Raw genomic sequence first — 15792 nt, 5'->3', positions numbered from 1 at the left:
TGTTTTGAAGCAACCCATGAGCGGGCAGGTAGAGGGGATCAGTCAATGACAATGCTTCGTTCACGACTCGGCATCATGATGTTTCTGCAGTTCTTCATATGGGGGGGGTGGTTTGTCACGCTTGGCACCTTCCTGGGCAGCAATCTGAGCGCCTCTGGCGGACAGATCGGCATGGCCTTTTCGACCCAGTCCTGGGGAGCGATCATTGCGCCTTTCATCATCGGGCTGATTGCCGATCGCTACTTCAATGCCGAGCGATTGCTCGGGGTGCTGCACCTGGCCGGCGCAGGGCTGCTGTTCGCGCTCTATCGCAGTGACGACTTCACCGCCTTTTATCCGCTGGTGCTGCTGTACATGATCCTTTACATGCCGACGCTGGCACTGGTCAATGCGGTCTCCTTTCGTCAGATGACCGACCCGGCCCGTGAATTTGCCCGCATACGTGTCTGGGGCACCATCGGCTGGATCATCGCCGGTCTGGTCATCAGCTTTGTGTTCTCCTGGGATTCGGGCGCCTCGATCGAAGCCGGCGCGCTGCGTTACACCTTCCTGATGAGTGCCATCGCCTCGCTGCTGCTGGGGCTTTACAGCTTCACGCTGCCGGCCACGCCCCCGCGTGCCGAGCGGGGGTCACAACTCAGGGATGTGCTGGGTCTGGATGCCCTGAAACTGCTCAGGGATCGTCATTACGCCATCTTCTTTGTGGCCTCGATTCTGATCTGTATCCCGCTGGCGTTCTATTACCAGAACGCCAATCCCTTCCTGGCCGACATCGGCATGACCAACCCCACCGGCAAGATGACCCTGGGTCAGTTGTCGGAAGTGCTGTTCATGCTGCTGCTGCCTCTTTTCATCAAGCGTTTCGGGATCAAGCTGACCCTGCTGGTGGGCATGCTGGCCTGGAGTCTGCGCTATCTGCTGTTCGCCTTTGGCGATGCCGATGGGGTGGCGTTCATGCTGCTGGTCGGGATCGCGCTGCACGGCGTGTGCTATGACTTCTTCTTTGTCTCGGGGCAGATCTATACCGATGCCCGGGCAGGCGAACACGTCAAGAGTTCGGCGCAGGGCATGATTACCCTGGCGACCTATGGGGTGGGCATGCTGATCGGCTTCCAGGTGGCGGGCTGGATCACGGAGCATTTCGCCAATGCCGGCGCGACCGACTGGCAGTCCATCTGGCTGTTCCCGTCGCTCTTTGCACTGGGTGTGCTGGTGCTGTTTGCCCTGCTGTTCAAGGACCGTCAGGGCTCGGGTGTGTCTACCGACCGCTAGTCGAAACGCGATAACCATAATGAGCGGGCCACGCAATGAAGCCGCGCATGGCGATCGGCCAGCGCGGCCAGGTCACGGTCGTAGCCGCCGCCGATCACGGCGGCGGTGGGGACGCCCGCCGCCAGACACTGCTCCAGCACATACGTCTCCCGCTGCGTCATGCCCGCATCATCGAGTTCAAAATGCCCCAGTCGATCTCCTGAGTGGACATCGGCGCCGGCATCATAGAGCACCAGCTCGGGGCGGACCTGCTCGAACAGGGAGGGCAGGTGCTGCGCCAGGGCTGACATGTATGCCGCGTTCCCTGTCCCACGGGGCAGGGCCACATCCAGATCGCTCTGGCGCTTGGTGAACGGAAAGTTTTGCGCCCCGTGGATCGAAAAGGTGAACACCCTGGGGTCGTGACGGAAGGCATACGCGGTGCCATCGCCCTGATGAACATCGCAGTCGATGATCAGAATTTTTCGAACGCCGTAAACCGCCATGGCCTCGTGCGCAGCCACGGCCAGATCATTGAGCAGGCAGTAGCCACTGGCCGCGTCGGGATAGGCATGATGTGTGCCGCCAGCGGTGTTGCAGGCCAGCCCGGTGTTCAGTGCGGCCTCGAGGGTTGCCAGTGTGCCGCCTACTTCCAGCAGGGTGCGCTCGACCAGTGCCGGCGACCAGGGAAAACCGCTGCGCTGTCTGGCCTTCGGGTCGCTGTCGCCCAGATAGAAGATCTGCAGATACTCCGGCGTATGGGCCCGCAGCAGCTGGGGGCTGGTGGGCGGGGTTGGCGCGATCCATTCGATGACCGGGTCATCATCGAAGCCCAGTGCCGAGAGCCTCTGGCGCAGGGCCCGAAACTTGGCCATCGGGAAGGGATGGCGTTCGGGCCAGTCAAACGTATAGCCCGGGTGATGAATCAGCGGCAGACGCATCCAGGCCTCATGCCGTCAGAATCTGTTCGGTTCTGGCACGTACCTGCGGGTACGGATAGCCCTCCAGCGCGCCGAACGCGGCAAGCCCGCGTACCTTGAGTGGGGTAAATATCGGCATGGCCAGCCCACAGAGAAAGTGCGCAACCCGCTCCGGCGTCGGCGGGCGCTGGAAGTGCGCCTGATGACGCTCGATGAAGGGCTCGGCCAGAGCCTCTAGGTCGATCTCCTCGAGCGGCGTGGCGATCGGCAGGGCCGGCAGCCGGGCCACATGACCGTCACACACCGAGCAGTGACCGCACCGCTCGGGCACATGCGAATCGCCAAAGTGCAGCGCCAGGCGCCGGGACAGGCAGGTGTCGGTCTCAAACAGTGCCAGCATTTTTGATAGCCGCTCGATGTCGGACTGCTCGCGGTGGCAAAAGCCGTCGTACAGCTCGCGCGCCAGGCCTGGTGGGTCGATATCGGGTTGGCAGACTTCGAAGACATCCGTCATGCGCTTGCCCTCCAGCACCACCCAGCCCTTGTCCTGAAAGTATTCCAGCGCGGTGATGACGCGGGAGCGCGTGGCTTCAATGCCGGTGGCCAGCCCGGCCTGATGAAGGCGTTCGAAATCCACGGTTCCCCAGGTGCGGGCCATGGGAATGTTGTCGATGATCAACCGGACAAACCCTGCGCGCTCGCCTTCGAACTGCGCCGCCAGCGCCTGCGGAGGCAGCACGTAGCGCAGGCGATATTCGGCCAGATAGGTAAAGCGGGGCGCGATCACTTCCTGCATTTCAAGGCGTACCAGCAGGGTCTTGAGCGGCAGTGCCCGGATATTGCTGTCTCGCGAGAGCGTATTCATCACGACCGGCCACTGACGCTCCGGTGTCTGCCCTGCCGCCCTGATCTCCTCCAGTACCCGCTGGATGCCCTCGCGCTCGGGCGTGTCGCCGTGCGTGAAATTCTCCAGTACGCCCAGCCCGTCACGACCGGCCAGCATCAGGCAGGTCGAGGATGCACCGTCACGGCCGGCACGGCCGATTTCCTGGCTGTAGTTTTCGATCGACTTGGGCAGGTCAAAATGCACGACGTTGCGAATATCGCGCTTGTCGATGCCCATTCCGAAGGCAATGGTTGCCACAATCACCGGCACTTCACCGCGCATGAACGCTTGCTGAATCTCGTCGCGCGCCTCGGCGCCCAGGCCGGCGTGATAGGCACGCGTCCCGATTCCTCGGGCCGACAGGGCGCGCGCCAGCGTCTCGGCACTCTGCTGCAGGGTGACATAGATGATGGTGGCCGCTTCCTGACCCGCCACCTGCTGCGGGGCCAGCCATGTGATCAGCGCGTCAAGACGCTGCGGCTGTGCCACCGGGCGCACCTGCAGATTCAGGTTGGGGCGATAAAAGCCGGTGGTAATGACATCGCCCTGATCGATGGCAAAGCTTCGCTGCATGTCCCTGATGACATCGGGCGTGGCCGTGGCAGTCAGCAGCAGCGCCTGGGGAATATTGAACTCGCGCTGGTACTCGGGCAGACGCAGATAGTCCGGGCGAAAATTGTGGCCCCACTCGGAGATACAGTGGGCCTCGTCGATCACCATCAGCGAGATCGGGATCTGATGGAGAAAGTGGCGAAAGCGTTCGTTGCGCAGCCGCTCGACCGACACCATCAGGATTTTCAGTTCCCCCTGGCGGGCATGCGTCATCACCTCGCGTACGGCATCGCGGTCCATGGTCGAGTCGATGCTTTCAGCCGCGATACCGCGGGACTTCAGAAAGGCGAGCTGGTCCTGCATCAGCGCCAGAAGCGGCGAGATCACCAGTGTCAGATGGGACAGGTGTATCGCTGGCAGCTGATAACACAACGACTTGCCGGCGCCGGTGGCAAAGATGGCGGCCGTGGAGCGCCCGGCCAGTACCCGCTCGATGACCGGGGCCTGGCCGCCGCGAAAGTCTTCAAGGCCGAAGACCGTGGTCAGGCTGTGGTGGGCGGCGGTCATGTCAGCACGCATGCAGGGCTCCGGTCATCGCGGGAAGGGCAGCACAGCCTAACGCCCGGAGGCGGCGCTGTCAGGGGCCGTGGGATGATCCTCAAGCGCCCAGGGCGCATGGTCATCCTCAACGGTGGTCTGCACCGGCCTGAGGGCAGCGCCTTCGCTGTCGTAGCGGGCCGTGCGATAGCTCACGCCGTGGCGGATGCGGGGTGGTTCGGTGCCCACATGCATGGCGGTGACCCGTTCGATGATGGCGCGGTCGGCCAGCGTCTGGCGGTCCTGCATGCGCAGATGCTGCAACCAGTTGGGCACCAGAAACACCTCCTGCCATAGATCGCGCGCTTCCACATCGCGATACAGTGACCAGCGTTTGGCCCCGTTGCGCAGTCGAAGCCGGCGCAGTGCGCGTACGGCTCGGGCGAAGTCGCGGACCTGATCGGCATCAATGCGATATTCGATGGTCACCATCACCGAGCCACGGGCAGGGTCAAACTCGAAGTCCGGCGCCTCGGTCGGCGTTTCCGGGGCGCCCATGAGGCTGTCGCTGTCCAGCGCCGGCAGGCGCGAGGGCAAAAACACCAGTGCTGATGCCAGCAGCAGGCCACCGGCCATCAACAGTGCCATCTGCGTATCGAGGCTCTCGGCCATATGTCCCCAGAGAAACGAGCCCATCGTCAATCCGGCGTAGAGCGCCGTCTGATAGAGCGCCAGGGCGCGGGCCTTGACCCAGTCCGGCACGAGCACCTGTACGGAAGAGTTGTAGGACGCGACCGCGGCAATCCAGCAGCTGCCGCCAATGATCAGGGCCGGAAACACGGCCCAGAGCGCATCGACTGCTCCCAGCACCAGCATCACCCCACCCAGGGTCATGGCCGCCAGACTGATCAGGCGACTGCTGCCCAGCCGCCTTCGAGCCCGATTGACCAGCGTACTGGCGGCAATCGCCCCGATGCCGAGCCCGCCCAGCATGTAGCCATACAGCGAGGCATTGCCGCCAGGGTGCTCATGGGCCAGCAGCGGCAGCAGGGCCCAGATGGCGCTGGCCGAAATCCCGAAGATGAACGAGCGCAGCATGATCAGGCGCGTCACGCTGGAGTACTGGGTGAAGTGGATGGCGGCCTTGACCCCTTCCCACAGCCGCTCGGGGGGCAGATGCTTTTTAGGCACTGCGCGTCGCCAGCGCCACAGTGCCCAGATCAGGCTGCAAAAGCACACGACATTGAGCAGGAATATCCAGGCAGGCCCGAGCGCGGCCAGCAACATGCCCCCGATGGCCGGGCCGATGGCGCGGGCGGCGTTGTAGTTGACGCTGTTGAGCAGGACGGCGCTGCTGACCAGATTGCGAGGCACCTGCTCGTTCACGGCTGCCTGCCAGGCCGGTGTCGTGATGGCCCCGCCAACGGAGACACACAAAATCGAGGCGATCAGAAGCGTTGGTGTGAGCAGCTCCATGAACGCAATCACGGTGATAAAGACCCCGCCCAGCACCTCGATGGCCAGCCCGAACAGCATCACCTTGCGCCGGTCGTAGTTGTCGGCGATCACTCCGGTCACGATCGACATCAATACCAGCGGCGCGGCGGCGGCGACTTGGATCATGGCCACCATGACGGGGCTGGACTGAGCCGAGGTCACCACCCAGGCCGCAGCCACCGATTGCGCCCAGACGCCCAGGTTGGCGAAGAGGTTGGCGATCCAGATGATGCGAAAGGCGGGAATCGACAGCGGGGCCCAGGTACTGACATTGTCCGGGCGTGGCGGAATGGCGGTCTTCTCGAGCGTCAGGTCACTCTGGCGGGATACGGGTTGCAGCATGAGGCACTCTTCGGGTCGATAGCGTCTGATCGGATCAATAACGTTCAGAACCGGGCCGGGCAAGAGATCATGTTACGCCGTTTCATGGTGGCGTGAAGGGTGCCTTTTTCTGGCCGTTTGCCCTGCATCAAAATCGCTGCGGCGCCTCCTGCTAAAGTCGTAGTCCATCACCTGTCAGAGCAGACGCCATGTGGAGTACTTCATGAAAGTGACCTTCTATAGTGCCCAGCCCTACGATGAACGCTTTTTTGAAGAGGGTCGGCTCGAAGGGTTTGCCGATACACCCTTCGAGCTGATCTATCAGCGGGTGGCCCTGTCACAGCAGACCACGGCACTGGCCGAGGGCAGCGACGCCGTGTGCGTGTTCGTCAATGACGTGCTGGATGAGGGCGTACTCGAAGCGCTGGCGGACATGGGGGTGAAGGCGATCGTGTTGCGCTGTGCCGGGTTCAACAACATCGACCTGGATGCCGCCGAACGGCTCGGTTTTTTCGTTGCCCGGGTACCGGCCTATTCGCCCGAGGCGGTGGCCGAACATGCGCTGGCGCTGGCCATGACCCTCAACCGTCATACCCATCGCGCCTTCAACCGTGTGCGCGAAGGCAACTTCGCCCTTGATGGCCTGCTGGGCATGACACTACAGGGCAAAACGGTCGGCATTGTCGGTACCGGTCGTATCGGTCTGGCCACGGCGCGCATCTTCAAGGGACTGGGGTGCCGGGTGCTGGGCAGTGATCCCTTCCCTGCCGAGGCCTTTGCCGACCTCGGCGAGATCGTGACGGTGGATGCGCTGCTGTCTCAGTCCGATATCGTCTCGCTGCACTGCCCGCTGCTCGAGGCCACCCACCATCTGATCAATGACGCCTCGCTTGCCCGCATGAAGCCGGGCGCGATGCTGATCAATACCTCCCGCGGCGCACTGATCGATACCCGCGCCGTGATCGAGGCGCTCAAGTCGCGCCAGCTCGGCGCGCTGGGCATCGATGTCTACGAGCAGGAAAGCGGGCTGTTCTTTCAGGATCACTCCTCCGAGATCATTGATGACGATGTCTTCTCGCGGCTCATGACCTTTCCCAATGTGCTGGTAACCGGCCATCAGGGCTTTTTCACGGCCGAGGCCCTGCGCGAGATCGCTCAGGTCACGCTCAATAATCTGCTCTGCCTGACGCGTGGCGTCCCCTGTGACAACGCCCTCATGCAGGGAAACGCTGACTCGCGCTAATACCTGTTTCCCCGGAGGCAAGGCTCATGTGGCAACAGATTTATAATCCCCTTGGTCAGCCGCTGTTGTCGGCGCTTGTCGCGGCCCTGCCCATGGTGTTTTTTTTACTGGCCCTGACGGTATTCAGGCTCAAGGCGCTGACGGCTGCGGTCATGACACTGGGGCTGTCGTTGATCATGGCGCTGTGGCTGTTCGGCATGCCGCTGCACAAGGCGGTCATGGCTGCCCTCTATGGCATGGCCAATGGCCTCTGGCCGATCGGCTATATCGTGCTGATGGCGGTGTGGCTGTACCGGATCGCGGTCAAGAGTGGCAAGTTCGAGATCATCCGCGGCAGCATTGCGACCATCTCGGAGGATCAGCGCATCCAGGTGCTCTTGATCGCCTTCTGCTTTGGGGGCTTTCTGGAAGGTGCCGCAGGCTTTGGGGTGCCGATTGCCATCTGTGCTGCACTGCTGGTGGAGCTGGGGTTCAAGCCGATCCGAGCCGCCATGCTGTGCCTGGTGTCCAATGCCGCGGCGGGCGCCTATGGCGCCATCGGCATTCCCATCATTGTCGGTGCGCAGCAGGGCGGCGTGACCACCGGCGCGCTGGCGCCCATGCTGATCGCCATCCTGCAGCTTTCCACGCTGTTCATCCCGGCCCTGCTGGTGATGATTCTGGACGGCTGGCGCGGCCTGAAACAGACCTGGCCGGTGGTCACACTGGTGGGCGTACTGTTCTCGGGGAGTCAGGCACTGGTGCTCTACCTGCTGGGGCCGGAGCTGGTGGACATCGTGCCGCCGCTGCTGTCCATGGCTGCGCTGGCGCTGTTCATGCGTCTCTGGCGCCCGACACATGTCTATCGCGAGCCCGGCGCGCCGCCGGTCAGTGCCAGACGCTGGCCTCTAACAGCGGTTCTGCTGGCCTGGTCGCCGTTTTATATTCTGACCGCCATCATCATGGTCTGGAGTCTGCCGGCCTTTCGTGCCCTGTTTGCTGCAGGTGGTGCGCTGGCAGTCACCGTGATTCAGTGGCCGATGCCGGGGCTTCATCTGCAGGTGCAGGAGCTGCCGCCCATTGCCTCGGCGGCGCATTCGCTGGCGGCGCTCTGGAGGATCGAGCTGGTGGGGGCGTCGGGTACGGCCATACTGCTTGCCGTGATCGTGACCACGCTGACCTCGAAAACCCTGTCGCTGCGCCAGAGTGCCGGCCAGCTGCTGACCGTGACACGCGAGCTCTGGAAACCGCTGGCGACCATCTGTCTGGTGATGTCGGTGGCCTATGTGGCCAATTTCTCGGGCACCTCGTCAACACTGGGGCTGGCGCTGGCGGAAGCCGGCAGAGCCTTTCCGCTGATCTCCCCGGTGATCGGCTGGCTGGGCGTGTTCATCACCGGCTCGGTGGTCAACAACAATGTCCTGTTTGCCCACCTGCAGGCCGTAACGGCCGGGCAGATCGGGGCCAGTCAGCCCCTGTTGGTGGCGGCCAACACGAGTGGCGGGGGCATGGCCAAGGTGGTGTCACCCCAGTCGATCGCCATTGCCGCCGGCGCCGTGGGGCTGGTGGGTCAGGAGTCCGACATCATGCGGGCCACGCTGCGCTACAGCCTGGCGCTTTTGGCCTATGCCTGCCTGTGGACCTTCGTGCTTTCATTGATGTGAAACAGGGGATTACCCTTCACGGCGCTGGCGCCGGATCAAAAGGCCCATCGCCGTCAGCGCCAGCGCCGCCACAATCACCGAGAAAACAATGCCGGCGGCCACCAGACTGGTCAGTGCGGCCGTGACGCCCAGGCCCACCACAGGCAGCGAGATCGCCACGTAGATCACCACAAAATAGGTCGAGGTGACCTCGCTTTTGCGATCTGCCGGCGAGGCGCCTACCACTTCCCCGAGGCCTGCGCGCAGGGTCAGCCCCTGGCCGGCGCCTGAAATGGCGGCCCCGATGAGCATTAGCCAGAGCGAGGCCAGACCAATCGCACTGCCGACCACCAGTACGCCCGTGGCGAGAATCAGACAGCCGATGATTAGACGTCGACGCTCGGGAATAAAACGCATGCCTGCCTGACCGAGCGCCGAGGCGATAAACAGCGTGATGACCACCACACCGATCATGGCGAGATTGTCGATCTCGAGGAGCTTCTGAACGAACGATGGCGCGGCCGCGGTAAAGAGTCCCAGCACGGCGGTACCGGCAAAGCCCGCGATCCCCGCCGGTATGAAGACACCGCGCACCTCATCGGGCACGCCGAGGCGCTGGATATGGAGATGCACCCGGTCGGGGCGTTCGACGGTCTCCGGCGCCCACCACACGCCAATGATGGCCAGCAGGCACAGCACGATGTGCAGAGCGTAGGGAAGATGCAGCGGCCACACCGCATACTGCGCCAGCACGCCCGCCACCAGCGGGCCCAGCCCCAGTCCCATGACGTTGGTGGCGGTGGCGGTCAGCGTTGCGCCCTTTTGCCACTCGGGCGGGGCCTGTTCGATGACCGCGACCGTGGCGGTACCGGTAAAGATACCGGCCGACAGCCCCGACAGCAGACGGCCGATCAACAGCGGGACCAGCTGAGGGCTTGAGAGAAAGACCACATTGCTGACGATTGCCAGCCCCAGTCCTGCTATCAGAAGACGTCGTCGGCCCAATTGATCCGACCAGCTGCCAAAACCGATCAGGGCCGCGATGACGCCTACGGCGTAGGCAGCAAAGATCACCGTGATGATGATCTGGGAATAATCCATCCGGGTCTGATAGATCGGATAGAGTGGCGTGGGCAGGGTGGTGCCCAGCATGGCCATCAAAAAGGCGAAAGTGACCAGCAGAAATGAAAGCCGCCCCGGAGAGCGCTGTATCGGTGTACCAGAACCGGACATGAGAGGACTCCCTGTTGTCTCGCAAGCCTGGTACAGATCGGCGCGCGAGTCGCATGGGATCGGAATAAAATGGCGCAGGCTTGTGGTTGCTGCGGCAAAAGTATGGCGGCTGTGCCAGGGTTGGCCGAACCCGGATGGCAAGTGTCTGTCCAATCCTTTCGGGATGATCACTTTCGGACGCGCCGTTTGCCGGCGTGTCCATGGCAGGAGAGCAGCGTTGAAAAGGACAATCGCGATACTGGCAAGCGCAGGGATGGTCAGTCTGTCGACCTCGGCCATGGCGTTCAATCTGGGGGACGTCAATCAGGCCATGGAAGCGATGAACAGTCAGAACGGTCAGGGCCAGCAGACACGAACGCCCGTGCAGCAGGGACAACAGGGCCAGCAGAACCGCTCGGGACTCTCTTCGCAGCTGGGGCAACTGCTGGGGCAGGACAATGCGCCGCGTCAGCAACAGGCGGCCGCGGTGGGCACGACAAATAACAATCTGGGGCAGGCGTCGCAGCTGATTGGCCAGCTGACCGACCAGCTCGGGGTCAGCCAGGCCCAGGCCATCGGCGGCTCGGCAGCGCTGCTGGCGGCAGCGAAGAGCCAGATGGGCAGCGATCAGTTCAACCAGCTCTCCAATCAGGCGCCGGGTGTGGATGGCCTGCTCTCCAGCGCTCAGGCGATGTCCGGCAGCCAGTCGATGCTGTCGAAACTCTCCGGCATGGGTGGCGGCCAGAGCGGCAACACATCGTCGCTGACCTCGAGCGCCTTCAGCATGCTGGGCATGGATGCCGGCATGGTCAGCCAGTTTGCCCCGGTCATGCTCAACTATCTGGGCGGTCAGGGCGTGTCCGGTAATCTTCTGAGCTCACTGGGCAGTATCTGGGGCGCAGGGCGCTAGAATCAAGCGTTCGTCGGGGCAATGGTCTGCATTGCCCCAATGCCGGGCGCCTTAAAGCCGTCCAGCAATCTCCTCCCATAAATTGCGGTAGGCCACGGCGGCGGCTGTACGCGGGGCGAACTGTGTCAGGGGGGCCTGATGCACGCCCATCTGCTCGACCGCGCTGGCATAGGGGATGTTGGCCGACAGTCGGGCGGGCCACTGCTCGTGAAAGCCTGTCATGCTCTCCTGATGTAGATTACGGCGGCGATCCACCAGAGTGAAAAAGGGCCACAGCGGCGTCGTGATGTGCTCGCCGTCGAGATGCTGCTGCAGCTGGGTCAGGGTCCTCATCGACAGCGTCGTGGGCACGACCGGTACCAGCAGGGCATCCACGCTTGAAAACACCTGCTCTGACAGTGTGGACAACCCCGGCGGACAGTCGAGAATGACGAGATCGTAATCGTTGCTGACCGGCTTGAGCATCTTGCGCAGGCGGCTTGCCTTGCGCCCCTCCAGCAGCATGTCCATGTCACGGGCCTCAGGGCTGGCCGGCAGCAGATCCAGGTGGTCGAGCTCGGTGCCGCGGATGGTCTTTTCCAGTGTGGCCTTGCCCTTGACCAGCTTTTCGACCCCGCCACCGCGTATTCGGGGCTTGTTGCGCAGATAGAAGGTGGTGGCCGCCTGCGGGTCCAGATCCCATAGCAGTACGCGCCGGCCGCTAAGGCTGGCTTGGGCGGCCAGGTTAACGGCGGAGGCCGTCTTGCCCACGCCGCCCTTGATACTGTAAAGCGCCAGCATCTGCATGATGTTCTCCCCATTGTTATTGCTGTTGAATCCCGTAAGACGATTCGAGTTTGTGTCCATTCAATGACGTTCTGATGACAGGGCGCGAGGTCGGGCGTCTCGCCGCCGGTTCTGGTGATCTGTGTCATGATGGATGGGCCGTGAAGGATGACGCGGGTCAGCAAACAGCATTCAGGCAACGGGAGCAGCAGCATGGAAAGTGATGTGACAGAAGAGACGCTGCACTGGACGTGGGGCGGGATGACCATCGAGGTTGGTATGACCCGCCGCGGCCAGGGGCCGGAAGTGCTGCTGCTGCCGGCGCTATCGAGCATTTCAACGCGTCACGAAATGGATGCACTGCAGGCGGGGCTGACCGAGCGTTTCACAACGGTTTCGGTGGACTGGCCGGGGTTTGGTGATCGCCCGCGACCTTTCATGGAGGCCGAGCCGGGCATGCTGACGGCCTTTATCGACTACCTGCTCGATGAGGTCGTCTTTCTTCCCGAAATGATCATTGCGGCCGGCCACGGTGCCGGGATGGTCATTCGTCATCTGGAGCAGCATCCGGATGCTGCCGACCGGCTGGTGCTGATTGCGCCCACCTGGCGCGGGCCGCTTCCGACCATGGCCGGCGAGCACAAGCCGTGGTTCGGCCATCTGCGCGCCTGGTTTGATCGCCCGGTCATCGGCGCCGGGATCTATCGACTCAACGTCAGCAACTGGTTTTTGCGCCGTATGGCCGGCGAGCATGTCTATGACACCCCGAACTGGCTGTCGGGCGAGCGTCTGGCGGCCAAGCGTCAGGTGGCGCGTACGCCCGGTGCGCGTCATGGCTCGATACGCTTTGTAACCGGCGCCGTGGACCCCTTCAATCGCCGCGAGGCCTGCGTTGCCGCGCTCAAGGGGGCCAGCGCCCGAACGCTTGTGATCATGAGCGAACGGATGCCGCCGCGTTCCCGCGCCGAAATGAAGGCGCTGGGCACGCTGCCCGGCATCGATATGGTATCGCTGCCCCATGGTCGACTGTCGGTGCACGAGGAGTACCCCGATGAGGTACTTTCGGCCATCCTGGCATGGCATGACCGGGCAGGTCAGCACGAGTGATCTCCGCCACTGACCTGTATTCGCTATCAGCCGCATGGTTGGCGGGTATGAGACATTGGAAGGCAGGGCGATTGTGCCGCGCCGTCCCTCGCGGGTGAAACGACCTGGCACCGGGTGTATTCTTGACGTGCTGTCACCTCAAAAGAAGAAGGGCCCTCGGGTCCGGGAACATCATTGCAGGGGGTAATATGCTTATTGGCGATGTCCGCCTCAAGCGCGTCTATCAGCACTCGAACCAGCAGGACGGGGCGCGCTGGCTGGTGGATCAGGTCTGGCCGCGCGGCAAGCGCGAAGAGGAACTCTCGGTCGAGCAATGGTATCGCGCCGTGGCGCCGTCGCGTCGGTTGCGCCATGCCTGGGAAAGTGGGCGCATTGATCGCACGACCTTCGAGCGTCGCTATCGTCTGGAGCTCAATCCGGGCGATCTTGAGCCGCTGCTGGATCAGGCGCGTCAGAGCCGGCTGACGCTGGTCAGTGCCGTTCGTGATCTGGAAGGCTCGCATCTGCCTGTCCTGCGCGAAGTGATTCTCGAGGCGCTGCAACAGGAACGTGCAGACAGCGCGCCGATCGCGGTCGCCGAGGCGCACTGAAGCTGCCTGCCATGCATACCGAAACGCCCCGACACGATCGGGGCGTTTTTGTTTATGGCCCGTCATCAGCAATCAGGCGTGTTTCTGCTCGCCACAGCAGGGAGTGACGATGCCCGCGCGCTCGCTCAGGGCCACCATGTCCAGAATCTCGACCTGACGTCCCTGGATGTTGAGCAGTCCCTGCTGCTGGAATCGGCCCAGTACGCGGCTGATGGTTTCGATGGCCAGTCCCAGATGGGTGCCGATATCGCTGCGTGACATCGGCAGGCGAAAGCGCACGGCGCTGTGGCCGCAGCGATCAAGGCGCACCGACAGATTGCGAAAGAAGCTCGCCAGACGCTCATCGGCCGTCTTGCTGGATAGAAGTCGCATCAGGCGACGGTCATCGACAATCTCGCGGCTCATGCAGCGATAGAGCTGATGGCGCAGCTCCGGCAACTGCTCCGAGAGGCTTTCCAGCCGCTTGAAGGGAATTTCACAGACCGTGGTGCGCTCCAGCGCCGTCAGAAAGCCCGGGTGTGTGTCGCTGTCGATGCTGTCCAGGCCGACCAGCTCGCCGGGGAGATAGAAGCTGGTGATCTGCTCCTCGCCGTTGGCCTCAATGATGGTCTGCTTGAGGCTGCCACTGCGCACGGCATAAACATTTTCAAACTTTTCGCCCTGCATGTAGAGGGTCTCACCGCGTGTCAGCGGTGAACGGCGGCGCACAATGGTGTCGAACTGCTCAACATCATCAAATGACAGGGACAGCGGCAGACAAAGCGAGCTCAGCGAGCAGGTCTGGCAGCGTGTCCGGTGAAGATGAGAGGTGTTCATTGGCCTGGCAGGCTCCTGTGCATGGGTGTGAGGTGGCGGGCTCACCAGGATCCGCGGCCACCTGGTGCCAGTGGCGAACATTGAGCCGGCCAGTTGATCCCTGCCCGGAACGTACGCCTAGAGCATCCGCGAAAACCGCTGCCGTGGTTCGGACGGCAGATGCGCATCAAAGGTCATGGCCAGCTGGCGGATCAGCAGTCGCCCCATGGGGGTTACCATAAGCAGGTTCTTATCATATTCGATGAGACCGTCTCGTCGAAAGGTGGCAAGTCTTTCAAATACATCAGCGAAATAGTATGACGCATCGATGCCGAAATTCGCTTCGATGGCGTCGAAATCAAGCTGCATGTCGCACATGAGCCGATGGATCACGTCGCGGCGCAGGCGGTCGTCGCCGCTCAGCCGCACGCCGCGACAGGTGGCCAGCCGTCCGTGGTCGATGGCGTCCTGCCAGCCCTCGAGCTGCGTCGTGTTCTGGGCATAAACGTCATCGATCTGGCTGATGGCCGATACGCCAAGGCCGACCAGGTCGCAGTGGGCGTGGGTGGTATAGCCCTGAAAGTTGCGCTGCAGTTCTCCCTCGCGCTGCGCCACGGCCAGGCTGTCGTCGGGTCTGGCGAAGTGGTCCATGCCGATATGGAGGTAACCTGCCTGTGTCAGCTTCTCCACCATCATGCACTGAATGGCCAGTCGGGTGGCCGTGTCCGGCAGATCAGCGCTGTTGATGCGCCGCTGGGGCAGAAAGCGCTCGGGCAGATGGGCATAGTTGAAAACTGACAGTCGGGCCGGGGCCATGTCGATCACCTGGTCCAGGGTGTCGGCAAAGCTGGCCACGCTCTGATGCGGCAGGCCGTAGATCAGGTCCAGATTCAGCGAGCGAAAGCCGAGCCGATGGGCCTCGTCGATGAGGTTCTCGCTCAGCTCTCGCGGCTGGAGCCGGTTAATGGCCTTCTGCACCCGCACGTTCAGATCCTGCACACCCAGACTCAGCCGATTGAACCCCAGCGACTGTAGATGGCGCAGGGTGTAGATATTGGCCTCGCGGGGGTCGATCTCGATGGCAAAGTCACGCTCCGGCGCACTGGAGAGTGTGAAGTGCGCACCGAGCTGGTCCATCAGCCGACTCATCTGATCAAGGTCCAGAAAAGTCGGTGTGCCGCCGCCCCAGTGAAGCTGTTCGACCACACGATGGTTGTCCAGGTGACGCCCGATCAGGGTCATTTCACGCGTCAGCCGATCCAGATAGGGCTCGGCCATGGCCGTCTGGCGGGTAGCGATGCGGTGGCAGCCGCAGTAAAAGCAGATGCGCCGGCAAAAGGGGATATGGACATAAAGCGACAGACCGCGATCACCGGCATTGCTGCGCGACAGTGCCCGGGTCAGCTGTTCAGAGCCGAAATGATCGGTAAAGGCCGTGGCCGGCGGATAGGAGGTATAGCGTGGCCCGGCGCCGTCATGACGCTTGAGCAGATCAGCGTCCGGAGAGAACGGAACAGCGGGACAATCGGGTCGAGGGGCAGGTGACAACATGACGATGCTCGTGGCAGGCGGTGATATCGCCAT

The 15792-nt window shown here is 62.8% G+C and carries 13 protein-coding genes; 6 read left to right on the top strand and 7 right to left on the bottom strand.

Annotated elements, in window-relative coordinates; translation table 11 throughout:
• The first annotated feature begins 45 nt into the window (after nucleotides 1-45).
• The gene (locus BM079_RS06720) at nucleotides 46-1272 is read left to right on the top strand and encodes a nucleoside permease (protein ID WP_090132178.1); all 1227 of its coding nucleotides are present in this window, start codon (nucleotides 46-48) and stop codon (nucleotides 1270-1272) included.
• On the opposite strand, the gene BM079_RS06715 is transcribed toward BM079_RS06720, so the two are convergent.
• The 3 genes from BM079_RS06715 to BM079_RS06705 are packed head-to-tail and all read right to left on the bottom strand — an operon-like array spanning nucleotide 1269 to nucleotide 5985.
• A complete protein-coding gene (locus BM079_RS06715) occupies nucleotides 1269-2192 on the bottom strand; it encodes a histone deacetylase family protein (protein WP_090132176.1) in 924 nt (307 codons plus the stop codon). The two genes, BM079_RS06720 and BM079_RS06715, sit on opposite strands and share 4 nt — an antisense overlap.
• A gap of 7 nt (nucleotides 2193-2199) precedes the next feature.
• On the bottom strand, nucleotides 2200-4188 hold the full coding sequence (locus tag BM079_RS06710; RefSeq protein WP_245742857.1) for a RecQ family ATP-dependent DNA helicase: 1989 nt from the start codon (nucleotides 4186-4188) through the stop codon (nucleotides 2200-2202).
• A gap of 36 nt (nucleotides 4189-4224) precedes the next feature.
• On the bottom strand, nucleotides 4225-5985 hold the full coding sequence (locus BM079_RS06705) for an MFS transporter (RefSeq protein ID WP_090133223.1): 1761 nt from the start codon (nucleotides 5983-5985) through the stop codon (nucleotides 4225-4227).
• A 202-nt stretch (nucleotides 5986-6187) separates the two neighbouring features.
• Between BM079_RS06705 and BM079_RS06700 the strand changes: the two genes are divergently transcribed.
• Nucleotides 6188-7207, top strand: coding sequence for a 2-hydroxyacid dehydrogenase (locus BM079_RS06700; protein ID WP_090132173.1), 1020 nt, complete (start codon nucleotides 6188-6190; stop codon nucleotides 7205-7207).
• Nucleotides 7208-7233: 26 nt separating this feature from the next.
• Entirely contained in the window at nucleotides 7234-8850 is a 1617-nt protein-coding gene (locus BM079_RS06695; RefSeq protein ID WP_090132171.1) for an L-lactate permease, read from the top strand.
• Between the two features lie 9 nt (nucleotides 8851-8859).
• On the opposite strand, the gene BM079_RS06690 is transcribed toward BM079_RS06695, so the two are convergent.
• Nucleotides 8860-10062: an MFS transporter gene (locus BM079_RS06690; RefSeq protein WP_090132169.1), complete on the bottom strand. Its 1203-nt coding sequence runs from the start codon at nucleotides 10060-10062 to the stop codon at nucleotides 8860-8862.
• A gap of 217 nt (nucleotides 10063-10279) precedes the next feature.
• Here BM079_RS06690 and BM079_RS06685 point away from each other — a divergent pair, with 217 nt between their 5' ends.
• On the top strand, nucleotides 10280-10951 hold the full coding sequence (locus tag BM079_RS06685) for a DUF2780 domain-containing protein (protein WP_175489627.1): 672 nt from the start codon (nucleotides 10280-10282) through the stop codon (nucleotides 10949-10951).
• A gap of 51 nt (nucleotides 10952-11002) precedes the next feature.
• Here BM079_RS06685 and BM079_RS06680 read toward each other — a convergent pair whose 3' ends face one another.
• Nucleotides 11003-11737 carry a ParA family protein gene (locus tag BM079_RS06680; RefSeq protein WP_090132166.1) on the bottom strand — a complete coding sequence of 245 codons (735 nt, stop codon included), beginning with the start codon at nucleotides 11735-11737 and terminating at the stop codon, nucleotides 11003-11005.
• A gap of 192 nt (nucleotides 11738-11929) precedes the next feature.
• Between BM079_RS06680 and BM079_RS06675 the strand changes: the two genes are divergently transcribed.
• Together BM079_RS06675 and BM079_RS06670 are read left to right on the top strand one after the other, a co-directional pair.
• A complete protein-coding gene (locus BM079_RS06675; protein ID WP_175489626.1) occupies nucleotides 11930-12823 on the top strand; it encodes an alpha/beta fold hydrolase in 894 nt (297 codons plus the stop codon).
• A 188-nt stretch (nucleotides 12824-13011) separates the two neighbouring features.
• Nucleotides 13012-13413 carry a DUF488 domain-containing protein gene (locus BM079_RS06670; protein WP_090132161.1) on the top strand — a complete coding sequence of 134 codons (402 nt, stop codon included), beginning with the start codon at nucleotides 13012-13014 and terminating at the stop codon, nucleotides 13411-13413.
• A gap of 72 nt (nucleotides 13414-13485) precedes the next feature.
• On the opposite strand, the gene fnr is transcribed toward BM079_RS06670, so the two are convergent.
• Nucleotides 13486-14229, bottom strand: a complete 744-nt coding sequence (fnr, locus tag BM079_RS06665; protein ID WP_090132159.1) for a fumarate/nitrate reduction transcriptional regulator Fnr — start codon at nucleotides 14227-14229, stop codon at nucleotides 13486-13488.
• Nucleotides 14230-14346: 117 nt separating this feature from the next.
• The gene (gene hemN, locus BM079_RS06660; protein ID WP_245742856.1) at nucleotides 14347-15759 is read right to left on the bottom strand and encodes an oxygen-independent coproporphyrinogen III oxidase; all 1413 of its coding nucleotides are present in this window, start codon (nucleotides 15757-15759) and stop codon (nucleotides 14347-14349) included.
• Nucleotides 15760-15792: the final 33 nt, after the last annotated feature.

Origin of the sequence: Kushneria avicenniae (assembly GCF_900112585.1) — a bacterium.
GTDB classification, from domain to species: domain Bacteria; phylum Pseudomonadota; class Gammaproteobacteria; order Pseudomonadales; family Halomonadaceae; genus Kushneria; species Kushneria avicenniae.
Note: the sequence above shows the minus strand (reverse complement) of the source record. Positions and strands in the feature narration are given on the sequence as shown.